General features: G+C 47.2%; 18 protein-coding genes. 14 read left to right on the top strand and 4 right to left on the bottom strand.

Annotated features, from left to right (window positions below; translation table 11 throughout):
- The first annotated feature begins 66 nt into the window (after positions 1-66).
- The 7 genes from BN6465_RS09225 (at position 67) to rsmH (ending at position 11,843) form a co-directional block, all read left to right on the top strand.
- A complete protein-coding gene (locus tag BN6465_RS09225) occupies positions 67-1,542 on the top strand; it encodes a winged helix-turn-helix domain-containing protein (protein ID WP_066733800.1) in 1,476 nt (491 codons plus the stop codon).
- 350 nt (positions 1,543-1,892) lie between these two features.
- Positions 1,893-3,449, top strand: coding sequence for a sensor domain-containing diguanylate cyclase (locus tag BN6465_RS09220; RefSeq protein WP_066735201.1), 1,557 nt, complete (start codon positions 1,893-1,895; stop codon positions 3,447-3,449).
- A gap of 7 nt (positions 3,450-3,456) precedes the next feature.
- Positions 3,457-6,165: a bifunctional diguanylate cyclase/phosphodiesterase gene (locus BN6465_RS09215; protein WP_066733790.1), complete on the top strand. Its 2,709-nt coding sequence runs from the start codon at positions 3,457-3,459 to the stop codon at positions 6,163-6,165.
- A 130-nt stretch (positions 6,166-6,295) separates the two neighbouring features.
- Positions 6,296-9,067, top strand: coding sequence for an ATP-binding protein (locus tag BN6465_RS09210; RefSeq protein ID WP_066733787.1), 2,772 nt, complete (start codon positions 6,296-6,298; stop codon positions 9,065-9,067).
- 22 nt (positions 9,068-9,089) lie between these two features.
- The gene (locus BN6465_RS09205; RefSeq protein WP_066733776.1) at positions 9,090-9,824 is read left to right on the top strand and encodes a class I SAM-dependent methyltransferase; all 735 of its coding nucleotides are present in this window, start codon (positions 9,090-9,092) and stop codon (positions 9,822-9,824) included.
- Between the two features lie 19 nt (positions 9,825-9,843).
- Positions 9,844-10,740, top strand: coding sequence for a GNAT family N-acetyltransferase (locus BN6465_RS09200; protein ID WP_066733773.1), 897 nt, complete (start codon positions 9,844-9,846; stop codon positions 10,738-10,740).
- 53 nt (positions 10,741-10,793) lie between these two features.
- Entirely contained in the window at positions 10,794-11,843 is a 1,050-nt protein-coding gene (rsmH, locus tag BN6465_RS09195) for a 16S rRNA (cytosine(1402)-N(4))-methyltransferase RsmH (protein WP_066733770.1), read from the top strand.
- 11 nt (positions 11,844-11,854) lie between these two features.
- Here the strand turns inward: rsmH and BN6465_RS09190 are convergent, their stop codons facing one another.
- Together BN6465_RS09190 and BN6465_RS09185 are read right to left on the bottom strand one after the other, a co-directional pair.
- Entirely contained in the window at positions 11,855-13,165 is a 1,311-nt protein-coding gene (locus BN6465_RS09190) for a sensor histidine kinase (RefSeq protein WP_066733768.1), read from the bottom strand.
- Entirely contained in the window at positions 13,155-13,838 is a 684-nt protein-coding gene (locus tag BN6465_RS09185; RefSeq protein WP_066733764.1) for a response regulator transcription factor, read from the bottom strand. The genes BN6465_RS09190 and BN6465_RS09185 overlap by 11 nt, the downstream gene beginning before the upstream one ends.
- A 140-nt stretch (positions 13,839-13,978) precedes the next feature.
- On the opposite strand from BN6465_RS09185, the gene BN6465_RS09180 reads away from it, so the two are divergent.
- The 5 genes from BN6465_RS09180 to BN6465_RS09160 are packed head-to-tail and all read left to right on the top strand — an operon-like array spanning position 13,979 to position 20,429.
- Positions 13,979-16,210, top strand: a complete 2,232-nt coding sequence (locus tag BN6465_RS09180) for an ABC transporter substrate-binding protein (RefSeq protein ID WP_066733761.1) — start codon at positions 13,979-13,981, stop codon at positions 16,208-16,210.
- Complete coding sequence (locus BN6465_RS09175) at positions 16,119-17,036, top strand: carbohydrate ABC transporter permease (protein ID WP_074017783.1); 918 nt, start codon at positions 16,119-16,121, stop codon at positions 17,034-17,036. The genes BN6465_RS09180 and BN6465_RS09175 overlap by 92 nt, the downstream gene beginning before the upstream one ends.
- The gene (locus tag BN6465_RS09170) at positions 17,020-17,865 is read left to right on the top strand and encodes a carbohydrate ABC transporter permease (protein WP_066733758.1); all 846 of its coding nucleotides are present in this window, start codon (positions 17,020-17,022) and stop codon (positions 17,863-17,865) included. The genes BN6465_RS09175 and BN6465_RS09170 overlap by 17 nt, the downstream gene beginning before the upstream one ends.
- 16 nt (positions 17,866-17,881) lie before the next feature.
- On the top strand, positions 17,882-19,423 hold the full coding sequence (locus BN6465_RS09165) for an HlyD family secretion protein (protein ID WP_066733754.1): 1,542 nt from the start codon (positions 17,882-17,884) through the stop codon (positions 19,421-19,423).
- Positions 19,424-19,436: 13 nt separating this feature from the next.
- On the top strand, positions 19,437-20,429 hold the full coding sequence (locus BN6465_RS09160) for an ABC transporter permease (protein WP_066733751.1): 993 nt from the start codon (positions 19,437-19,439) through the stop codon (positions 20,427-20,429).
- Positions 20,430-20,446: 17 nt separating this feature from the next.
- Here BN6465_RS09160 and BN6465_RS09155 read toward each other — a convergent pair whose 3' ends face one another.
- Positions 20,447-20,782 carry a winged helix-turn-helix transcriptional regulator gene (locus BN6465_RS09155; protein WP_066733748.1) on the bottom strand — a complete coding sequence of 112 codons (336 nt, stop codon included), beginning with the start codon at positions 20,780-20,782 and terminating at the stop codon, positions 20,447-20,449.
- A gap of 135 nt (positions 20,783-20,917) precedes the next feature.
- On the opposite strand from BN6465_RS09155, the gene BN6465_RS09150 reads away from it, so the two are divergent.
- Both BN6465_RS09150 and BN6465_RS09145 read left to right on the top strand, forming a co-directional pair.
- The gene (locus BN6465_RS09150) at positions 20,918-21,439 is read left to right on the top strand and encodes a nitroreductase family protein (RefSeq protein WP_066733746.1); all 522 of its coding nucleotides are present in this window, start codon (positions 20,918-20,920) and stop codon (positions 21,437-21,439) included.
- A gap of 60 nt (positions 21,440-21,499) precedes the next feature.
- A complete protein-coding gene (locus BN6465_RS09145; RefSeq protein ID WP_066733743.1) occupies positions 21,500-22,495 on the top strand; it encodes an SPL family radical SAM protein in 996 nt (331 codons plus the stop codon).
- A gap of 38 nt (positions 22,496-22,533) precedes the next feature.
- Here the strand turns inward: BN6465_RS09145 and BN6465_RS09140 are convergent, their stop codons facing one another.
- Positions 22,534-23,148: a sugar O-acetyltransferase gene (locus BN6465_RS09140; RefSeq protein ID WP_066733741.1), complete on the bottom strand. Its 615-nt coding sequence runs from the start codon at positions 23,146-23,148 to the stop codon at positions 22,534-22,536.
- Positions 23,149-23,164 lie beyond the last annotated feature (16 nt).

Raw genomic sequence — 23,164 nt, 5'->3', positions numbered from 1 at the left:
GTTTGACCCATCGAAATTCTTGTGATAAACTGAAAGACATAACAGAAATTCACAGGTGGGTATTCGATGAAAAATGATGTAAATCTATACCAGAAAATATATGATAATCTAAAAAATAAGATAGAATGCGGCCTGCTTCCCGGCGGGTACCGGCTGCCCTCCCGGGCTAATATGTGCAAGGAATTCCAAACGTCGGAAAAGCCCGTGCGGTGTGCGATAGAAATGCTGGTAAGGGATGGACTTGTGGAGTCAAAGCCTCGCAAGCGCCCCACCGTAGCTTACCATCAAAATGTTGTACATAAAGCGGCGGAGCTCTCACTGCAGAGGGCGTCTGCTGTTCCGGCAAATGACGCATTAAAGACAGGTGTTTTGTTGTGTTACCCGGTAATTGGCCGGGGGATTTCTCTGTGCCGGGAGGAAGACTGGGTCATTCCTCAGACAATCGTGGAACATATGGATCCTCGGCAGGAGTCAAAATTCTGGAGACTTTCCAATAATTTTTGGCGGTTTTTTGTGGCCAGAAACGGCAATGAATTTATTCTCCGCACGGTGGACAGCATGGGGTATTCCGATTTAGACTCTCTGATAGGGAGCTATGAGGTCAGGGAAAGATACCACGCTACATTGAAAGAATTTTTAAATACAGTGAGAGACGGAGGGGAGCCGGGCAGTGTTCCCTTTGAGGATATGTCTTTTGTCTATGGCTTCAAGGGAGAGCAGAATAAAGACACGCCCACATACAAGGTGCCGCCGGATTCGGTTTTCGTTCTCGGGGCGGAAGAATTAGAGAAGAAGATGTGTCAGGGTGAGGAGCGGTATTCCAGTGTCTATCTGGATATCATAGGCCTGATTGCCATGGGATATTATAAGCCGGGAGATTTTCTGCCATCCCATAAAGAGATGCAGAAGATTTATGGTGTCAGTATAGACACCACATTAAAAGCTGTTAAGATATTAAAGGAGTGGGGCGTCGTGAATGCGGTACCCCATAAGGGCATTTGGGTTACGATGAGCCGGGAGGAATTGAAGGAATTTCCCATCGATCCTGAGCTGATTTCCTGTCATGTCCGTAGGTTTCTGGACAGTCTGGAGCTGCTCACTCTGATGATGGAAGGGGTGGCGGCCCATGCCATGGAACATGTAAAGGAGGAGGAAGTGGAAGAACTCTGCGCTAAGCTGGAGAGCCACTGGAGCGATTCTCTTTTGTATCATTTTTTCCCCAGCGTCCTGCTGGAATTTATCACGGAACATATTCAATATAAAATGCTTCGCTCAATCTATAACGTTCTGCGCAGGAATTTCCGTATTGGAAGAAGTATACCGAAACTTATAAGCAGAGAAAAAACAAGCGCAGACTATGATAATTATGCAAAATGCCTTAGCGCGGTCAAGACTTTGCGGGCCGGTGACGTCCACTGCTTCGTGGAGAAAATCTCGGAATTGTTTCAGCAGATTCGAGGGCAGATTATAACATCATGTAAGGATTTTGGCTATTGGGAAGCGGCGATGCAGGTATATGACGGAACAAAATTGTGGCAATAAAGGCTTGCCCCTACTTTGGTGGGGGCAGCTTTTTTTATTATATAGGAAAGTCCTTCGAACTTTCCTATATAATAAAACCCTCCGGGGGATGCACACAATGTGCAGAGGAAAGCTGCTTCGCATCCGCACATTGGCGCACAAAGTGTACAAGTCCCTCATGAGTGAGGGATATAGGGGGTTAAAGTGGACTTGTCCACTTTGTTCCAGCCCCTTTGTTCTATAGGAAACCCACTTTATTCCGTTAAAAACGACAAATACTGCAATTGAAGTATCCGGTAAACAATGTTATAATATATTATCTGGCATGAGTACCAAATGAAGTGAACAGTGAAGAAAGGTTGAATTTATATATGAATAGAGAATCTCAGAAAAGGAATAAAGGCGGGAAGTGGGAGATTTCTTTTTCGCCGATTACCCGGTACAGCATAGTATTTTGTGTAATAGTGCTAATTATTATCTTTTTTGGGGGCGCCATTTTATCCATCAATCAGATGAAGTCAAAAGCGGAATTATCTTTGACCGGAAGTGACGCATTGATTTCAGAGCGCGTCAACGGGACGATTGAGTTTCTTGAATCGCTGGCGGATTTACCAGAATTTTATGACCCGGAAGTTCCACCCATCGATAAGGTAAAAAAACTGGATCAGATGAGTCCTCATTTTGGATATATGATGATCTGCTATGTGGATGCGGATATTATCGTATATTCCGACGGCTCCGAGCCGGCAAGCCTTGCGAGCCGGGAGTATATGCAGCAGCTTTTTTCTACTGGACAGCGGCAGGTGACGGATAGTTTTGCGGCCGGTGCGGACGGCGCTACACTGAACTATACGGTAGCAGTACCCCTTCAGGATGAGGAGGGCGAGCTTACGGGATGTTTGTTCAGCGCCATCTACTTTGATGAAGTGGAGGCCATTTTGGAGCGGACGGCGCAGGCCAGCGGTTCGGATGCCACGCTGATTGGCTCTCAGGGGCAGATCATGTCTTCATCGAAGGGTGTTCCTTATGGCAGTCCCGTGATGGAGGTACTTCAAGATTATACGATTTTTGGAACCACACCTGATAAACTGCAGGAACGGATGCTGGCGATGCAGTCCGGCTCATACTGGAGCATTCAGAATGGAAGTTTATGCTATACCACTTATCAGCGCATTGAAAATACGGGCTGGGATATGTTATGTACCATCCGATTTTGGGAGGCCTTTTCCGAGATTCTTCCTAGTTTGACGTTGGTTGCATTTCTGACGATTCTTGTCTGTGGAGGGCTTTTGTGGCTTGTACGTCATTATATTGAAGGCCAGATGAAGGTAGTCGATATGCTGGTGAATTCCATAGGGGAATTGGAGAAGAAGATTTATCAAAACGAAAGGCCGGACAATGTGGACTTCAATGAGATTCTCCGGCTGACCAGCAACGGCCTTTCGGACAGCCTGACAGGCGTAGTTACCCGCTCCGTCTTTCTAAAGCGCGCGAAAGAGCAGATAAGCAAGCTGGACAGTCAGACAGTGAGCGCCTTATTATTTGTGGATATGGATAATCTGAAATATATCAATGATACATGCGGCCACAGCGGCGGGGACATTGCCCTGCAGAGTATTGCCTACGTTTTGCGCGAGTATGAGAAGAAATATGAGGGAGTGGCAGGTCGGTACGGCGGGGATGAATTTGTACTGCTGTTGACCGGTCTGGATGATGAGTCGGAGCTGCGTGGTATCTTGGATGAGATTGTACTGCGTTTTCAGTCCGAGGTAGGGTCAGGCGGCCAGAGCATTCCAATCAAGTGTAGTATAGGAGTCGCAGTTTATCACTCCGGCGCGGGGCTGGAAGAGATGATTGCCGATGCGGACGAAGCGCTCTATTACGTGAAGCATAACGGGAAAGGATATTATCATATCCACCAGAATTGAGGGAAATATGAATAAACACAAACACAAAAGACTGCGCATTTGTATCTCTATCGGTGCAGTACTGCTTGTTTTCTCTTTGGTTGGGGGAATATGGAGTTTTTTACGCCAAGAAATGATTAAAATTCGCCAAAGAGAGGCAGAAAATATTTTATATCATTATAGCGACAAAATTATGCTTCAATTACAGGGAACCTTAAATGAAGCCGAGGCTCTGGCACAGACAGCGCTTGTCATGGACAATGCCAGTACAGATTGGTTCGAGCGGGCGGCATCGAACCTTTTGGAGCGGGAAGAGGTCCGGTTTGCTTTACTGTTCGAGGGCGACACAATGGTAAGCGGATGCCCTCAGGCAGAGTTCAGCAATTTGACAGGAAGGGAGCTGAAAGATTTTTCTTACAGCTTTACTTTGGCAAAAGTTGTCAAAGATGTGGTCATTGAAGGGCCCTCTACGATGGAATTTGATTCTTCCGGGCAGGAGGTTTTTTTGTTTCTTCAGCCGATCGTGAAAGACAATGTCTATTTAGGCGAGGTGGCAGTGGCTCTTGAGCGCGGCTATGTCTTGGAGCAGCTCGGTCTGGAAAATTTATCTGAACAAGGCTATGATTATGAGCTTTGGCGTGTGGAGCCTCAGAGAGGGGCCAAGGAGATCATTGCCAGCACACAGGCGGGAATTGACTTTTCTCAGGCACAAAAAATAGTCTTTTACCTGCCGAATGAATGGAATCTGAGTATTCAGCCAAGATTCGGCTGGCTCTCTCCTGTACAGGAGATGAGCCTCATTATCGTCTGTGGGCTGCTGGCATTTCTTTTGCTATTGTTATTTGTTTTGTTGCAGCGCACACACCTCTTGAGGTGTGCTCTCAAGCAGACAGAACTTAAAGATAAACAGACCGGACTGTACAACCGGAAGGGATTTACCATTAATTTGGAGCAGTGGCTTTCATCCGGTAAGGATTCAGTTATCTTGTTTTATTTTTCAATTGAAGGGTACAGTCAGACGGCTCAGCTGGTGGGTCCAAAGGCGGAGGCAGATTTCCTTGGCAGTATCAAGGAACGATTGTGCGAATATATTCATAGTCCATTCTTAGCAGGACGAGTGAGTGATGGGGATTTTTTGGTGGCCGTCCGGGAGAGGATGGAGGAACGCCAGCAGGAGAGCTTTGCGAAAGGACTTGCCTTGGAGCTGTTGTTTAAGTATCGGCTGGATGGGCAGAAAAACTTTTTGATGCCTCGTTTTCAGTACAAACGCTGTCGGGAAAATAGGACCGGGGCGGAAGCCGAAATCAACGAATTGATTCACGATTATTATCTGCGGGTATCCAAGGAATCGCCGGTGAGAATGCTGACTGAGAAATGCCAGCAGCTCATCGAGGGAAAGAGTGATGTGGTCTTTGATGAATATACGAATTCAGAGATGCTGGAATTGTCCAAGACATTCAACCGATACCGCAAACAGGTGGAGCAGCTGGCATATTCAGACCCGGTGTTCAATGTGGGGAACCGGCTTAAATTTTTCCGGGATGCCAACATGCTTATTTCCTATGATAAGAAGCGGAGGTTCAGCCTTTTTTGTCTGGATATCTGCAGCTTCAGCCAGTACAATGAGCTGTTCAGCGCGGATGTGGGCGATGCAATCTTGCATGAGGTGCGGGGACGTCTGTCACGGCAGTTCGGCTCTTACCTCTATCGTATTAACGGGGATGTATTTTTGGGAACTTCCTTGTCCGACGAAAGTATGGAGTCTATCGCTGAGCGTCTGCTGGAAATGTTCAAAATTCCTGTTACAGTTAAGAGCATATCCTTTTCTTTGCAGGTGCGGATCGCTGCTTGTCAATACCCGTCGCACGGGGACAATCCCAGCGGTTTGATAGACCATATCCAGTCCGCCCTGCGTTTTGCCAAAGAACTGGATCAAAATATAGTGATTTACAATGACACTTTAGATGAAATAGTCCGCACGGAGACTCATATTCTGCACCGCTTGAAGGATGCTATTGAGCGGAGGACGTTGGAGATATGGTATCAGCCCATCAGACTTTTGCAGAGTGGCTGTTATAGCTCTGTGGAGGCGCTGGTCCGCCTGCCGGATGGAAAGGGAGGTTATTTTTCAGCCGCGCAGGTAATCTCACTTGCTGAGCGCAATGGGATTGTGGAGCAGCTTGGCGACTATGTGTTGAGCAGCGCGTGCTCTTTCATGAAACAGCACGGGGAGGAGCTTGGACTTCTCCGTATGGGAATCAACCTTTCTGTGCAGCAGCTTTTAGTGGGAAACAGTGCCGCCCACATACAGAGATTAATTCATGATGCCGGTGTCAAAGCAGAGCAAGTTACGCTGGAGATTACGGAAAGTATCCTGATTCAATCCATTGATCAGGCGGCAGAATCACTGGAAAGCCTGAGGTGTGCGGGAGTTCATATCGCGTTGGATGATTTTGGAGTTGGCTACAGCAGCCTGAACTACCTGTCCAATCTTCCAGTAGATATTATAAAAATCGACCGTTCTCTCACCAGACAGATTCTTACGAATTTCAAGCAGCATACGTTGTTGAAGTCCATCGTAGATATGGCTTCTATTAACGGTCTGATGGTTGTGGCGGAAGGTGTGGAGACGGAGGAAGAGCAGCAGGTAATTGCTGCGTCCGGAGTACAATATATACAAGGATATTATTATGCACGTCCTATGCAGGAGGAAGAATTAATCCGATTCCTTAGGTAAATGCCGCAGTTGACGTTGCTTTACATTTGCCCCAATGATATACTTAAATTAGTATGCTGCCAAGCATACAGATGTAAAAATGATTCTGACTGCAGTTGGTTCGACGCAGCAGAAAGGCAGGATAGAGAGTATGAATAGATTGGGAAAGATGATGACAGCAGGAGCAGCCGTTTTATTATTCTTGCTGGCCGTGATTCCGGCTTATCCGGTACATGCGGCGGATACGAGGAGGGTCGTCCGGGTGGCGTTTCCCGAAGCGGCTGGACTCAATGAGACTTATGAAGATGGAACCCGGGGCGGTACAGTCTATGAGTGGCTGATGGAGATTGCGAAGTACACAGGATGGAAGTATGAGTTTGTAGAAGGTGAAGCCATAGACTTGATGGAGGAGTTGAAGGCTGGCACCTGTGACATGATGGGGGGCATGTTTTTAAGGGAAGATTTGAAGGAGCTGTATAATTATCCCAAGTACAGTACGGGCTCCAACTATTCTTTGCTTATTTACCGTAAGGATGATGAGGATATAAAGGGCTTTGATTATTCCTCCATGAACGGAAAGAAAATAGGTGTGTTTGCAAAGGCCACAGATAAGATTGAACGTTTGAACAAATTTCTGGATTTTAACGGAATACAGGCACAGCTTGTCAGTTATGAACGAGGGGAGGAGTATGAAAGATGTCTGGAGAATCCGGATATTGACATCATGCTGGGCAGCGATGTGTACATGACGGATGCTTATAATGTGGCCGCAAAGTTCGAGTCGGAACCTTCTTACATTGTCACGACAAAGAAGGAAACGGAGCTTTGTGCGGAGCTGAGTCAGGCGATTGAGTCCATTTATTCTGCGGATCCGGAATTCAGCAAAAAGCTGTACGACAAATATTATCCGGGGCAGTATATCAATTCTATCTATTTTACAGATAAGGAGCGTACATTTATTGAAAATAATGGACCAGTGAGGGTAGCTGTGGTAAAGGACAGGTACCCTATTTGCTATGAGCAAGATGGGGAGAAAAAGGGTTCCGCAGTGACTTCCATGGAAATCATAGGGGAGAAAACAGGACTGACATTTGAGTATGTCTATGCCGATACTTATCAAAAGGCGATGGATTTGGTAAAAGAGGGAAAGGCAGACGTTATCAATGGATTTATGGACAGTGATGATACGGCCGTAGAGATGGGCATGGTTCGGACAGCGGCGTATGCCTCCATCAATTCTGTGATTCTCAGGAATAAAAATAGTTATGAGAGTGGAGAAGGACGGGTGATGGCGTTACCTCAGGGCCATAAGCTAAAGACATGGGGAAAGAATGACAGCATAAGATATTACGGCACATATGTGGACTGTCTGAAGGCGGTAAACAGTGGAGAGGCGGATTACACCCAGATGCCTACGGCATTTATGGAGGGGATGTATGCGGAAGATTATTATGCCAATGTGGTTCTGGCGTCGGATAACGATATGCCGCAGGAACTGTCTGTCGCTATGGCGGTGCCTGTCAATGTTCCCTTATATTCTATTTTGAGTAAAGCTGTCAACAATCTCTCGGAAGAGGAACGGTCTGTTATTATCGGGCAGAATACATTGGGAATACGGGAAAGTGCGGCTACATTGAAATCGCTGGTATATTCCAATCCGGTGCTGGCGATAAGTGTTTGTGCAGGAATGATACTGCTTATATCCGGTATTGCCATTTTAATTATTTCCTATAGGTCGCGGGAGAAGATTATGAAAGTTCGTTTGGAGAAGGCGGAGGAGACAAGTAAGGCTAAATCTGACTTCCTTTCCAGAATGAGCCATGAGATACGGACGCCAATGAACGCAATTATCGGTCTTACCAGCCTCACGAAAATGCAGGAGGAAATCCCCCCGGCAGTGAGTAAGAATCTGGAGCAGATAGATTCGTCAGCAAAATTTTTACTGTCCTTACTCAATGATGTATTGGATATGTCCAAAATAGACAGTAATAAAATGAAAATGGAATGCGCGCCTTTTGATTTGAATCACATTTTCGCTCAGATAAACAATATGTTCACAGCGATGATAGAAAGCAAAGAGATGAAGTTTACCATAACTTGTGATTTGAACGGGACGATGTTCAAAGGAGATGAGATGCGGCTGCAGCAGGTACTCACGAATCTTTTGTCCAATGCCTGCAAGTTTACCCCGGATGGAGGCAGGATTGAGTTGATTGTCCGGGAGGAAAGCCGCGATAAGAGGAAAGCAGTGCTTTATTTTGCAGTGAAGGATACCGGGATTGGAATTCGACAAGAGGATTGTGAGCGGATATTCCATGCCTTCGAACAGGCGAAAGAGCATCAGAGCAATACTGCCGGTACGGGGCTTGGTCTGGCAATCAGCTCAAGTCTGGTGCAGCTGATGGGCGGTGAGCTGAAAGTAGACAGTCAGCCGGGAGAGGGCTCAGTATTTTACTTTACCCTCCAGATGCCTGTTTTTGAAGGAAATCTGCCGGCAGAAGAGGAGAAGTGTGAAGGAAAGCGGTATTCCTTAAAAGGGCTGCATGTACTTTTGGCGGAAGATAATGATATCAATGCGGAGATTGCCGTGGAACTTTTGGAATTGGAAGGGATATTGGTGGAGCGGGCGGCCAATGGCCGCAGGGCGGTGGATATATTTGAGCAGAGCGCACAGGGAAGTTTTGATATTATCTTGATGGATATTAATATGCCCGATATGAATGGATTGGAAGCTACGGCTGAAATCCGTGCGATGCCCCGCTGGGATGCGTCTACGGTTCCTATCATTGCCATGACGGCCAATACATTTCAGGAGGACAGGGATGAAGCGGCAGCGGCGGGCATGTCTGGATTTTTGTCTAAACCTTTTGATGTGGAGCATCTGTATAAGATATTGGCGCACTCGGCGGGACGAAAATTTTAAAAGATTGGGAGAAGATGGTGTTATGAAAGAAAATAAATATGATGATGAGCAGTTTTTTAATAAGTACAGTGAGATGGGACGCTCGAAACAGGGACTCAAAGGGGCGGGGGAATGGTCTGAGCTTCAAAAGGTTCTTCCGGATTTTGAGGGAAAGCGGGTGCTGGATTTAGGATGCGGGTATGGCTGGCACTGCCTGTATGCGGCCGAGAACGGAGCAGATTCAGTTCTTGGAACTGACATTTCCCAAAAGATGCTTCAGGCGGCCAGAGAAAAAAATTATCATGAGAAGATAGAATATATGCAGGGCGCTATGGAAGATTTACAATTTGATGAGGGGGCGTTTGACGTTGTGCTCAGTTCGCTGGCCTTTCATTATGTGCAGGATTTTAATATGGTGGTTTCCAATATCGTCCGCTGGCTGGCTCCCGGAGGACAGCTGATATTTTCTGTAGAGCACCCGGTGTTTACTTCCTATGGAACACAGGATTGGTACTATGATGAAAACGGGAAGATTCTGCATTTTCCGGTAGACCGTTATTATTATGAAGGGGAGCGGGACGCCGTTTTTTTGGGAGAACATGTGACGAAATATCATAGAACGCTGACTACGTATCTCAACACGCTTTTGAAGAGTGGTCTGGAGATTCGGGACATTATTGAACCTCAGCCGCCCGAGGAGATGATGGATATTCCAGGAATGCGGGATGAGATGCGCCGTCCAATGATGCTGATAGTAGGAGCATATAAAAGAAAATAAAGCAAATACAAGGTGGAAAATGAAAGATAAGATAAAAAGTGAAGTTATTATCAATGGGCAAAGCTACAAGTTTTATAACCGGATTGGGGACTCTAAGGAGCTGCTGGCAAGCTTTAACAGCCTTGCTTCCCGGACATTCGGTGGATTGACATTTGACTGTGTGGGTGGATACTATGAGCCCCATGTTCTGGTAAGGGAAGGTCAGGTCTGTGCCAATATCTCAGTGAACCAGATTCCCTTTGTCTTTGACGGCAGGGAGATATTCTGTGTACAGCTAGGAACTGTTATGACAGAGGAAGCTTACAGGCAGCGGGGACTTTCGCGCTGGCTGATGGAATATATATTAAGTCAGTGGGAAGGACAATGCGATGTCCTGTACTTATATGCTAATGACAGTGTGACACAGTTTTATCCAAAGTTTGGGTTTGTGGAGGAGAAGCAGTTCTGCGTCTATAAGCAAGGGATTGAGCCGTCTGATAAAAGGGCAGAAAAGCTCCGGATGGACGAGGAGGAAAGCCGGAGGCTGGCGCTTGAAAAGTATGCTCAGGGCAATCCATTCTCCAGACTCTGCATGCGGAAAAATGACACGTTGTTTTCTTTTTACGCCAATCGTGTCATGAAGGACTGTGTTTTTTATTCGAGAGAATATGATGTTATTATTTTCGCAAGCGAGGAAGCGGGACGCCTGTACTGCTATGATATTTTTGGCCGGACAGAGGGGACATTGGAGGATATTCTGGGCGAAATCACCACGGACAAAGACCAGAAGATTTATTTGGGGTTTACGCCGAAAGAGATGGACGGCTTTGCCAGTGAGGAGTATATCGAGGAAGACACTACCTTCTTTGTGCATCGGTCGAGTGACAACATCTTCAGGGCAGATAGGCTGATGTTCCCTGTGATATCTATTGCGTAGGCGGCATTTTGAGATTCAATTAAGTGGATTTGGAAAAGGAGTATAAAAGAAGGATGGAAAATCAAGAGCAGAAGCATAAAAGACGAGTGAGATACAGTGGCACACATCCAAAAAGCTTCCAAGAAAAATATAAGGAGCACCAGCCGGAGAAATACGCGGACACTGTCGCCAAGGTCATACAGAAGGGGAGCACGCCGGCCGGCATGCATATCTCCATCTGTGTCAAAGAGATTCTGGATTTTCTGCAGATAAAACCGGGACAAAAGGGGCTGGACGCTACGCTCGGCTACGGTGGGCATACGCTGGAGATGTTAAAATGCTTGAAGGGCGAGGGGCATATTTATGCGCTGGACGTAGACCCCATTGAATCAGCAAAGACGAGGGAGCGTCTTGCCGGTCTGGGCTATGGGCCGGAGATATTGACGGTCCGGCTTGAGAACTTTGCGAATATTGACAAGATTGCGGCGGAGTATGGAAAGTTTGATTTTGTGCTGGCGGATCTGGGGGTGTCGTCCATGCAGATAGACAATCCGGACAGAGGATTTTCATATAAGACGGAAGGGCCTCTTGATCTGCGCCTGAATCCGGAAAAGGGAATTTCTGCGGCCCAGCGCCTGCGGACGGTCTCTCAGGAAGAGCTGCAGGGGATGCTGACGGAAAACGCGGACGAGCCCTACGCTCCTGAAATTGCGGAAGCCGTTGTGCAGCAGATTAAGCGGGGCGGAGAGATAGAGACTACAACGGAACTTCGCAGAGTGATTGAGAAAGCATTGGCATTTATCCCGGAAAAAGAGCGGAAGGAAATGGTCAAGAAATCCTGCCAGAGGACATTTCAAGCGCTTAGAATCGATGTAAACAGTGAATTCGAAGTATTGTATGAATTTATGGAAAAGCTTCCCGGTGTACTGGCTGAAGGAGGAAGAGCGGCTATACTGACCTTCCATTCCGGCGAGGACCGAATCGTGAAAAAGGCATTCAAACAATTACAGCGGGAGGGTGTATATTCGGATGTGGCAAAAGATGTAATCAGGCCGTCGGCGGAGGAGTGCGCGAGAAACAGCAGGGCGCGCTCCACAAAAATGAGATGGGCCATTAAAGCTTAGAAGGATTGGTGTTATAAACTTTTGAGCCTTAAAGTGAAGGTGCATCCGCCTCCGGGGGTGTCTGTCAGAGTCAGACCTGCCTCGTGAAGGTTGGCCAGCTCTTTCGCAACGCTTAAGCCCAGACCAAAATGTGACTTATCTTTGCGGGATTGGTCTGTGCGGTAAAAACGGTCAAAGATTTGCGGCTTTTTATCATCTGCAATGCCGGGGCCATGATCCGCCACAGATATTGACAGATGGTGCTTTGAGCTTTCCGCCTTAAGCTCAATGAGCCGTCCCCCTGCATCGGAGTCCGGTGATATTCCATAGGCCATGGCATTGTCTATCAGGATGGAGAGAATCTGCTCCAGACGTTCTTTGTCCCCAAGAACGGGGGGCAGAGGCGCGTCCGGCAGGCTCAGAGTCAAGTTGAGGTGCTTCGATGAGCATAGCTGCTCGTAATGTTCGTAGGTATCCAAGAGCAGGGTGTCCATGTCAACATGCTCACGTGCTACCTGCCATCCCTTAGTATCGGCGGAGGCGAGGACCAGCATATCATTCACGAGCCGGGCCATCCTTTTACATTCCTTTTGAATCGTCGATAGGAATTGCCGGCACTTTGACGGGTCTGCAAGAATAGCGGACGAAGATGCGTCGATAACCGCGAGGGGTGACCGAAGCTCGTGGGATGCGGCGGCTACGAAGGCATTCTGCTTTTCTCTATTTATTGCAAGGGGCTTTAGGGAATGGCCCACAAAGAACCAGCTGACTAGAAATATAGCTGCGATGCCGAAAAGTCCGGTGATAAGGAATACAATGCGCCCACTCATAATCTGGGCGTTTTTTTGTGCGTTATCGTGTAGCAGCACGATACTTTTAAACCCTCCATTCTGAGAGGGCAGTACCATCGCACAGGCAAGATAAGAGTCTTTGTTCGAGCCGGTTATAGCCATGACGTCTGTTCTCTGAAGAGAGGTGGAGATAGGAGCGGCATCGGTGTTCACCTGTTGTTCTCTGGCCAGCTCCTTCACTTTTTTGATGAGGCTGTCCCTGTCCGTTTGCGCGGGATAGGAACCCGGAAATAAAAAGGGTACGGCATTCTCTTCTATATGGATAATGAGCTGGTTTTCTATTTCTTGTTCCGTAAGCCAGAGCTGTGAGATGGAGCTGCTATATTGCAGCTTAGACAGGATTTCCATCGTAATTTTCTCAAAGCTGTCTGCATTGCGCTCCGATATATAATGCTCAGTCATGATCAATATCACGGCCAGCACACAGGCAAGTATCATGCCGACGGTGATTGTGTATGCCAGTGTCAGTTTTTTCCTCAGTTTATGAATCATTGGAATCCTCCATACGGTATCCGACCCCGTGAACAGTGACAATTTTTACCCGGCTGTCCAGCGATTTGAGCCGTTTTCTTAAAAAATGGATATAATTGTCCAAATTCCCGTCCTCTACTTCCGTGTCCGGTCCCCAGATATGTGTCAGTATGAGAGAGCGGGGCAAGGTCTGTCCTACATTTTTGATAAAATATTCAAATAAATCTGCTTCTCTTTTCGAGAGGGTTAAAAGCTGGCTGGAACATGAAATTTCATGCTTTTCTTTGAGCAGTGCCAAATCACCAAAGGTGAGCTTATGCTCGGACAACAGTGCGGCCGGGCGCCGGGTCAGCGCTCTCACTCTGGCCATCAATTCCATCATGTCGTAAGGTTTTACAATATAGTCGTCAGCGCCGGAATCCAATCCGTCGATCCGGTCGGAGATATTGTTCATGGCGGTGGCAAGAATGATTGGCGTCTGAATACCATTTCTTCTCATAGACTGGAGTATCGTCAAGCCGTCGATTTCGGGCAGCATCCGGTCTAGGATAATGGCATCGTACACTTGGCGCGAAGTATAATACAAAGCATCTCTGCCGGAATGGCATATATCCGTCTCATATTTTTCATTTACCAAGTGGCAGCGCACGGCCTCACACAAATCTAAATCGTCTTCGATCAGTAATATTCTCATGATGACAGCATCCTTTTTCTTTTTAGTATAACAAATATTTCTCTAAAAAATCTTTAAAAACAATCATAAACCTTAAAAGATTTTTAGAGAACTGTCTGGTAGACTTAAGGCATACTTAAAATGAAATGGAGGCTTATAAAGTGAAAATAAGAAGGTTCATAGTGGCCATGCTGGCTGTATCTATAACTATAGCGGGACTTTCGGGCTGCAGTACGAAGAAAGCCGGAGGTAAGAGCGGTGACGATGGCAAGGGCAGATATGTAGAAAAAGAGATTGAACTCCCCCTAAAAGAGAATGAAGAGGCAGTGGGGCTTGTAAAAGGAGAAGAGAAAGGCGCGGTTCTTTTTGCGCTTAATCAAGCGGACAGTACGTATCTGGCCTACCACTACGACGGGAATGCGTTTACAGAGGGCGATGCGTCATGGCTGACTCACGCAGGACAGTCAAAAGACAGGCTTATAAAAGTAATCCGGGGCGAGGACGGGAATCTCTATGCCTTGTTCAGCGACAGTGAAGGCAGATCCTATGTAGTGAAAGATGCGGGCGATGGCAGCAGCCAGCCCATTGATATACCGGCGCTGGGGATGGACAGCGGGGAAATGTACCCGTATATCACCAATCTTTGTGTGGATAAAGAGGGGAACATTTTTCTGGCGGATTTACTGACGGGTGAAACCGCAATGTATGAGCAGGGCACAGGGGAAAAAATCGGAAGCTTTGTCAGTGGGCAGTCGCTCAATGTGGCGGCGATGCCGATGGATGTCAAAGACAATAAAATCCTTCTGAGCGGCAGTGAAGACGGTGAATTATTCTGTTATGATACGGAAAGCGGGAATGAACTGGATAAAACGGTGTACGCGGATATGGACTTAGGCGGAATTGTCAAACTGGGAGACAGTGATGACTGTATTTATGCCGATTCAAAAGGACTCCACCATTTGACGCTGGGTGGCAGCATTTCTGAAGATTTGATTGGACAGAATACTTCTGGGTTCGGGGCTGCACAAGCAAGTATCGTGGATATGGTAGAAGCGGTGAAGGGCGAGTATACGTTATTGTTTTCAAATCAATCGATAAGCGGCTCGACGACATTCAAAATGTACCGCTATGTATATGACAAGACGGCAAAGGCCAAACCTTCTCAGATTTTGACGGTATATGGCCTGAATGAGAGCAGTGCAGTGCGGCAGGCCATAGCCAAATTTCAGGAAGATCATCCCGACGTAGGGATAGAATACAAGACTGGAAACGTGGGAGAGGGAACAGGGACAAAGGCGGACAGTATCCGTGCGCTCAACACAGAGCTGCTTGGAGGCAGCGGAGCGGATATTCTTATGCTGGACGGCCTGCCGGCGGATTCTTATATTGAAAAAGGTGTTCTGGCGGACTTGGGCAGTTTATTGAAAGAGATAGAGAAAAAGTCTGAGATTATGGATAATATTGTGGGGCCGTACAAAAAGGAAGGAAAAATATATCAGATTCCTACCCGCTATGGCATCCCGATTTTGGCAGGAAGCGGTGATAAGACAGAGATTTTCAAATCGGCAGATGCACTGACTGCCTATATAGCGGAACACGGATGGGAAAATGTCTTTGAGAAGACAAATAAGGAAGCAGTGATGCGCCTTCTGTTAAATATGTATTACAGGGATATTATCAATGATAAACAACAGATTGATACAAAATTACTTGCCAAATTGATTGAAGCGGCAGGAAAAGTCGAGGAATCCGACGACAACTTAAGCTTCTATGGTGAGGCCGGAGGACAGGAAGAATCTGACTGGGACGTAGGAGGCGCCGGCAGTATGGCTGAGGACGGTTCTATAAGCGCCCATGAGATCAAGGGAGTCATGGGGATGATGATGCCGTTCCATTATCTGCGGAAGATGGGAGCCGTTCCGGCGGACGTCAACGAAATCTATACACCTCACGATATTGTCGGTATTAATAAGGCGTCCAAAAATATAGAATTGGCAGAAGAGTTCGTGAAGGTGCTCCTGTCTGAGGAAATACAATCTGTGGATATAGAAGGCGGATTTCCGGTAAATATGCCGGCAATGAAGGCGTGGATAGACGATATAGATGAAGAACCCGGGGAAAATGCAGCCGAGATAGGGGTATCGTCCTCTGCCTCCGCAACCGAAGATGGAGAGCGCGGAGAACCGGTGGAAGATATTATCAGGCTTCCCTCTAAATCAGAAGTACAGTCGCTGGCTGAGCTGGGAAAGAAGCTGGTCGTGCCGGTTCAGAAGGATGATATTATAGGAGAGATGATATTAGATGGAGCTAAAACATATTTTGACGGCAGTAGATCGGCGGAAGAGGCAGCGGCGGATATCGCCGAAAAGGCAGACACGTATCTCTCGGAATAAGGCCAAACCATACCTTTTTCTTTTACCGAGCTTTATAGGAGTGGGAATATTTATTTTATTCCCATTTCTGGATGTATTCAGACGCTCCTTTCTTGATGCCATGGGAGGCAGCTTCGTAGGCGTGGATAATTATCTTACCGTGCTGGGGAAAAGCTCTTTTAAGCTGGCTGTCTCCAATACAGTACGCTTCATAGCTGTCTGTATCCCTCTGCTTATGCTGTTGTCCCTTACGATAGCAGTGTTGATAAGCAGTATTTCAAAATTGAAAGAACTGCTAAAGACCATATTTTTATTCCCTATGGCAATACCGGTTGCCTCCATCGTAGTGCTGTGGAGGCTGGTATTTGACAACAGCGGCTACTTGAACGGATTTATTGAGAAGTTTCATATCAGCCCTACCGACTGGATGAACGGACCGTCCGCATTCTATGTACTTGTATTCAGCTATCTGTGGAAGAATACGGGCTACGACATGGTACTGTGGCTGGCAGGGCTGAATGAGATACCAGAATCGCTTTATGAGGCGGCACGTATAGACGGGGCGGGGAAAAAGGAGTGTTTTTATTATATTACCCTGCCTCTTTTAAAGCCTACGGCAGCGATGATAGCGGTCTTATCGCTGGTGAATTCTTTCAAGGTATTCCGGGAGGCGTATTTGATTGCGGGGGACTATCCCCATAAGAGCATTTATATGCTGCAGCATCTGTTCAACAATTGGTTCGTGAAACTTGACATACAGAAAATGAGTGCGGCCTCTGTCATGATGGCATTGGCCGCAGCGTTGATTATGATTGGAGTGCATGTATCCCATGAAAAGAAAAAATAGAATGATTACGGCTGGCCTTGTCGTGCTGAGCAGTGTGATTTGGTTTCCGCTTTTCTTTATGGCGGCCCAGTCGCTGATGGGGAGCACGGAGCTGATAAAGAACACAGGGGCTGTGCTTGCGGGGACGGGAGGAAAGGCGCGCTTTACTCTGCTTCCTCAGTTCCCCACATTGGCGCCGTATGTGGAACTGCTTCTTGATTCACCGGGATTTTTCGTGATGTTCTGGAATTCATGTAAGCAAGTCTTTCCCATACTTCTGGGGCAGCTGCTGATAGGGATGCCGGCGGCGTGGGCTCTGGCACGCTATAAGTTCAGAGGAAGAAATGTACTGATGCTTTTATATATGATTTTGATGATTATGCCGTTTCAAGTTACTATGGTATCCGGATATCTGGTCTTGAAGAAATTCCAGATACTGGATACACACTTCGCGCTGATACTCCCGGGAATCTTTAATACGTTCCCGGTATTTATCATGACGAAGGCGTTTGCGGGGATACCAGATTCGTTAATGGACGCGGCCAGAATTGACGGAGCCGGGGAATTCCGGGTATTTACTTCCATCGGTATTCCTATGGCACTGCCGGGGATTATATCGGCTGTTATACTCGGATTTTTGGAATGCTGGAATGTAATCGAACAGCCCATGACTTTTTTAAAGACGAAGAACTTGTGGCCGCTATCGTTGTATTTACCTAATATCACAGCCGATAAGATGAACGTTTCCTTTGCCGCCTCTATTGTAATGATGCTTCCTGCGGTCTTCTTATTCTTATGGGGGCAGGCGTATCTGGAGCAGGGAATCGCGGCATCAGGGCTGAAAGAATAGAGCAAGGAGAGGCACTATGGTTCAATGGTTAAAATCTGTTAACATAAAAAATAAGCTAAAAAAGAGGGCGTTCTGGGGACAGATGCTTGGCATCTTTTTTGTGGTGATGCTGCTCTGTACCTTCGTGTCAAGGGCCGCAGACTCTGTGATTATGCCAAAAGCGCAGCTTTTCAAGCCTGCGCCGGGGAACTTGAACTATAAGATGAAGGGGGCAGGCAGTGTCGTAGCTTCGGAAGGAGAGCTTGTCACTGTGCCGGATAGTCTTAGAGTGAAGGAGATAACGAAGCCGGGGACAAACGTTGAGGCGGGAGATGTGCTTGCCGTGATAGAAACGGATGAACTGTCGAGGGTTCTTGAGGAACAGAATGCAAAGCTTGCCCAGCTTAAGCTGCAGTTGGAGGGAGAACGGGTGAATGCCACACCGGATGCGGTGACTCCCCAGACCTTTTCGGCGGGCAAGAGCCTTGCCCTAGAGCAGAAGCGCTATAATGAAGCGGCAGATAAGCTTGCGGCGGCAGTGGCGGCAGAGAAAGATGAAGCGGCGGAGAGACAGAGAAAGGCGGAGACGGATAAGAAGGCCGCCTATGATACTTTCCTCGAGCAGGGGGGAGAAAGTAACCCGGAGGCCAAAAGTATTTACGACCAGACGGTCAGCGGTATTGAGCAAGAGTTAGAGCGGGCCGCAGCGGAGAAGAAGGCGCAGATTGCTGCGCTGGAGGAGAGCAGAAATGCGGCTGCGGACGCCTTGGAGCAGGCACAGACGGCCTATGAGGTGGCTGCCAAGGAAGATGAAAATGCAAAAGCCAACCGCCAAAAAGCACAGCAAGGTTCTGATATTACACAGCAGGGACTGGAGATAGATATCCAACAGCAGCAGAAGGTGGTGGATAGGCTGGAAGCGATAATGGATGACGGGGGAGTCATTAAATCACCGGTGAAGGGAACGGTCACAGAGAACAGTCTGACGGAAGGGATGATTACTTCCGGGCAGGAATATATCAGAATCGGTACAGGTGGATATGAGTTCTTGGCTTCTGTCGACAAGGAGAATGCCCAAAGGCTTAAGGTGGGGGATACCATGGAAGTGGAATTCACTGGTCTGAAAGAGAAGAAAAAACTTAAGATTGCCGATATTCGCACCGAGATGGGGAAACAGGGAGAAGGCGGGAATGGAGATGGCACGGAAGGCAGCCCGGGGACATCCTCGAATCAGGGGGAGGTCATGTATATCACAGCAAAGCTTGAGGGGGATGAATATGCAGACGGCATGACGGGAGATTATGCCGTCAACAAGGATTCCGATATACGCTATGACTGGATCCTGCCCATGGGGGCAGTGCGTGAGGATCAAAAGGGCGTTTACTGCCTTGTAGCACGGAAAAAAAGCACAATCCTCGGAGAGGAGTATGTGGCGGAGAGGCTTAACCTTACGAAAAAGGCCAAGGATGTGGAGCAGATGGCAGTGGAAGGCGCATTCACCAACGAGACGAAAATTATAAAAGGAAGTAACAAAGAAATCAATGAAGGAGACAGGTTCAGGGTTGAGGAAGAAGATTAGGACATCTCAAATTATGTTAACGCTGCTGAGTGTATTCCTTCTGGTGTTTTCCGCCATACAATATATTTATATATATCGGACCGAAAATGTGATACGTGTCAGATTTGAGGATGATGTTATAAGTGCAGTGCAGCTCAGTGAATATTATGAGCAGAAGAAAGAGGAACCGGATATTCCGGATATCACGCTGTGGAAGCTGAAGGAGCAGGCCGAAGTAAGCACAGAAGATTGCTCCCGTGTGGATGGATTTGCGCTTATAGAGGGGTATGGAGATTTGGGAAAGGTCATGCCTGACAGGCTGGTGGAAGGAGGGTATCCTGTTAAGAGCGATACAGACGGATGCGCACTCAGTGAAGCAGGGGCAAAAGCCCTGTTTGGCAGCAGTGACGTGGTGGGAAAGCCACTGAAGTTTGGCGGTAAGGAATATATTATCCGGGGAATCGTAAAGAGCGGGAAACGGATGCTTTGGATTCAGAATCCGGCGGCAGGTTTTCCTTTCGCAGAAATGAGCTATCCGGATAGGGTGGCTGCCTCTGATGCGAAAGGCTGGCTGATGCAGCAGGGGTACGGAGAACCAAAGGTGATGCTTTCCGGTGGTGATTATTCTGCGTTCAATTTTTTGTTTATAACGTTGCCGGTATGGGTATTCTGTATACATTACTATTTCAATTTAAAAAGAACAGTCCGGCGGTTCACGAACAGATATGTAGGTTATGGACTCACATTTCTGTGGTCTGCTGGCCTGATTGTGTTAATCTTTGCCGGGATAAAGTACAGCTTTCGGTTCAGCCTTGACTATATACCAACAAGGTGGTCGGACTTCGGATTTTATAGCGGGCTGGCGGCACAACTGGCCGAGTCGGCCAGAAGCATCGCAGAATATAAACGCCTTCCCGGTGACGCGGAACTTCTGATGCACAGTAGGTACAGTGCGTATTGTGCATGGGGAAGTCTGGCGCTTATGATAGGGGCTGTCACCAGACGGGGGAGAAAACAGGCAAAGTAGACAAGAAATTCAAAGAATTACGAGTCATGATTTCCGGATTCCAGATAATCTGTCCCCCAGCGGCACATAGCGTCAAGGACAGGAATGACGGTGAGTCCAAATTCTGTGAGTGAGTATTCCGTCTTTGGAGGCACTACCGGGTAGACGGTCCTGTGAACCATATTACTGCTTTCCAGTTCCCGCAGCTGCTGTGTAAGCATTTTGGGGGTGGCCTTTGGAATCAATCGTTGGAGTTCACTAAAGCGTAAGGTTTTATCCTTTAAATGCCAGAGAATGACAGATTTGTATTTGCCGCCTATCAGGTGCAGCGTCGCTTCTACCGGATAATTGAATTGCTGTTGACAATATTTCATAAGAATCCTCCTTATAGTTTCTTTTGGATACTATATATTAAAATGCATAGTATATACCGAAATAGTGCGTTCTTGCATAAATGAAAATTAATGTTATGATTATATCACAGAATATAATAAGAAAGGATGGATAAGATGAAATTTTTAGAACTGGCAAAGCAAAGATACTCTGTACGTGCGTATCAGGACAGAAAGGTAGAGCCTGAAAAATTAGAGAAGATATTGGAGGCGGCCCATGTGGCTCCCACTGCCGCGAACCGCCAGCCGGTCCGCCTCCTTGTAGTACAAGAGGAAGAGGGACTTTTAAAGGTTGCGAAAGCGGCAAACATTTATCAGGCTCCTCTTGCTGTCATTGTGTGTGCCGACCATGAAAAGGCTTGGGTTCGCTCCTATGATAATAAGAATACCTGTGATATTGACGCCACGATTCTTACCGACCACATGATGCTGGAAGCCGAGGAGCTAGGTCTGGGAAGCGTATGGATCTGCCATTTCAGACCAGACGTGCTGCGGGAAGAATTCCAAATCCCCGATAATCTGGAGCCAATCAACATTCTGGCTGTCGGCTACAGCAGTGAATCCCCTGCAAGTCCAGAGCGCCACAGCCAGACACGAGTTCCGGTAAAAGATATAGTGCTGGGAGATTTTTCGTTATAATTCAGGCAGAAACGCAGATACTAAGAAAAACGCTGCCATCTGCCAGAGAAAGGACGAAAAATGAAATTTGACGCAGTTTATTATGAGCCGGATAGTCTCAATTATACGCTAGGAGAGAAGTTGAGGGAAGAATTTAAGAATTTGCCTTGGATAGAGATTGAAAATCACAATTCTATCAAGGAGATGCGTGAGAAACCGAATGCTGAATTCGGGCATATGAAGAGGAATCTTATAATCGGTACTCGGAAAACACATAAATATGTGGAAAACCAGAAGGTTTCCGATTATCTGGTCCCTTACACTTCTTCCGGCTGTACGGCCATGTGCCTCTACTGCTATCTGGTATGCAATTATAATAAATGCGCATATTTACGGGTTTTTGTCAATCGAGAGCAGATGCTGGACCGGCTGATTAGACGCAGTCTAAAAAGCGAGTCTCCTCTGACCTTCGAAATTGGAAGCAACAGTGATCTTGTGTTGGAGAATACGATTACGGATAATCTGCTGTATACGATTCCGAGGTTTGCAGAAGAGGGAAGAGGAAAGCTTACATTTCCCACAAAGTTCGATATGGTGGAGCCTCTCCTTGCTCTGGAACACAAGGGAAAGGTGATTTTCCGCATGAGCGTGAATCCGCAGCCGATTATCAGGAGAATTGAGCTTGGGACTTCCAGCCTCAAACAAAGAATCGATGCTGTCAATAAAATGTGTGAGGCAGGATATCCCTGCGGTCTGCTGATAGCGCCGGTAATTCTTGTGGAGGGCTGGAAGGAGATGTATACGGAGCTTTTGGAGGAATTGAATGAAAGTCTTAGTGGGAGCATGAAGAAGCAGATGTTTCTGGAGATTATTTTGATGACATATTCTTATATACACCGTGCAATCAACGGCGATGCGTTCCCCCAAGCCCCGCAGCTGTACGACAAGGAATTGATGACCGGAAGGGGAAGGGGGAGATACTGCTACCGCCCGGAGATACGGGCGGAGGCAGAGGAATTTCTCAGGGCGGAAATAAAGCGTGTACTCGGAGACGTGCCGATTCTGTATATTAGCTGAGAATGGGCGGAGACAAAGGTGCACACGGAAAACGGGAGCTATGGCTGAAGTTCTAAAGGAAATTTCCTGTCTTTAAAATAGTAGACACGGTCGTGCTCATTGATTTCCCGAAGAATTCTGCAGGGGTTCCCCACGGCCACCACCCCCGACGGAATATCCTTTGTCACCACGCTGCCTGCGCCGATTACCACATTATCACCGATGGTGATACCGGGGACAATGACTGCACCTGCGCCGATCCAGCAGTTTTTACCGATATGTACCGGGAAATTATACTGATATCCTTTTTCTCTTGATTCGGGGGCGATTGGATGCCCGGCCGTCGCCACGGTCACATTCGGGCCGAACATAGTATAGTCGCCCACATAGATGTGTGTGTCGTCCACCAGTGTCAGATTAAAATTCGCATAGACATTACGTCCAAAATGGACATGTTTTCCCCCGAAATTCGTGCGCAGGGGTGGTTCGATATAGCAGTCCTCGCCGATTTCGGCAAACATATCCTTCAGCATTTCCTGTCTCTTCTCAAGCTCGGTAGGCCGGGTCATGTTAAAATCATACAATTTATCAAGATATCCCAGCTGTTCCTTCATCAGCTGCTCGTCATTGGGATAATACAATTCACCACTATGCATTTTCTCTTTTATATTCATATTATGTTACTCCTTT

The organism is Bariatricus massiliensis (genome assembly GCF_900086725.1).
Taxonomy (GTDB): domain Bacteria; phylum Bacillota; class Clostridia; order Lachnospirales; family Lachnospiraceae; genus Allocoprococcus; species Allocoprococcus massiliensis.
Note: the sequence above shows the minus strand (reverse complement) of the source record. Positions and strands in the feature narration are given on the sequence as shown.

Excerpts from the sequence above, each read along its gene's own strand:
- BN6465_RS09225 (WP_066733800.1), top strand. The coding sequence starts at position 67 with ATGAAAAATGATGTAAATCTATACCAGAAAATATATGATAATCTAAAA.
- BN6465_RS09220 (WP_066735201.1), top strand. The coding sequence starts at position 1,893 with ATGAATAGAGAATCTCAGAAAAGGAATAAAGGCGGGAAGTGGGAGATT.
- BN6465_RS09215 (WP_066733790.1), top strand. The coding sequence starts at position 3,457 with ATGAATAAACACAAACACAAAAGACTGCGCATTTGTATCTCTATCGGT.
- BN6465_RS09210 (WP_066733787.1), top strand. The coding sequence starts at position 6,296 with ATGAATAGATTGGGAAAGATGATGACAGCAGGAGCAGCCGTTTTATTA.
- BN6465_RS09205 (WP_066733776.1), top strand. The coding sequence starts at position 9,090 with ATGAAAGAAAATAAATATGATGATGAGCAGTTTTTTAATAAGTACAGT.
- BN6465_RS09200 (WP_066733773.1), top strand. The coding sequence starts at position 9,844 with ATGAAAGATAAGATAAAAAGTGAAGTTATTATCAATGGGCAAAGCTAC.
- rsmH (WP_066733770.1), top strand. The coding sequence starts at position 10,794 with ATGGAAAATCAAGAGCAGAAGCATAAAAGACGAGTGAGATACAGTGGC.
- BN6465_RS09190 (WP_066733768.1), bottom strand. The coding sequence starts at position 13,165 with ATGATTCATAAACTGAGGAAAAAACTGACACTGGCATACACAATCACC.
- BN6465_RS09185 (WP_066733764.1), bottom strand. The coding sequence starts at position 13,838 with ATGAGAATATTACTGATCGAAGACGATTTAGATTTGTGTGAGGCCGTG.
- BN6465_RS09175 (WP_074017783.1), top strand. The coding sequence starts at position 16,119 with ATGGAGCTAAAACATATTTTGACGGCAGTAGATCGGCGGAAGAGGCAG.
- BN6465_RS09170 (WP_066733758.1), top strand. The coding sequence starts at position 17,020 with ATGAAAAGAAAAAATAGAATGATTACGGCTGGCCTTGTCGTGCTGAGC.
- BN6465_RS09165 (WP_066733754.1), top strand. The coding sequence starts at position 17,882 with ATGGTTCAATGGTTAAAATCTGTTAACATAAAAAATAAGCTAAAAAAG.
- BN6465_RS09160 (WP_066733751.1), top strand. The coding sequence starts at position 19,437 with ATGTTAACGCTGCTGAGTGTATTCCTTCTGGTGTTTTCCGCCATACAA.
- BN6465_RS09155 (WP_066733748.1), bottom strand. The coding sequence starts at position 20,782 with ATGAAATATTGTCAACAGCAATTCAATTATCCGGTAGAAGCGACGCTG.
- BN6465_RS09150 (WP_066733746.1), top strand. The coding sequence starts at position 20,918 with ATGAAATTTTTAGAACTGGCAAAGCAAAGATACTCTGTACGTGCGTAT.
- BN6465_RS09145 (WP_066733743.1), top strand. The coding sequence starts at position 21,500 with ATGAAATTTGACGCAGTTTATTATGAGCCGGATAGTCTCAATTATACG.
- BN6465_RS09140 (WP_066733741.1), bottom strand. The coding sequence starts at position 23,148 with ATGAATATAAAAGAGAAAATGCATAGTGGTGAATTGTATTATCCCAAT.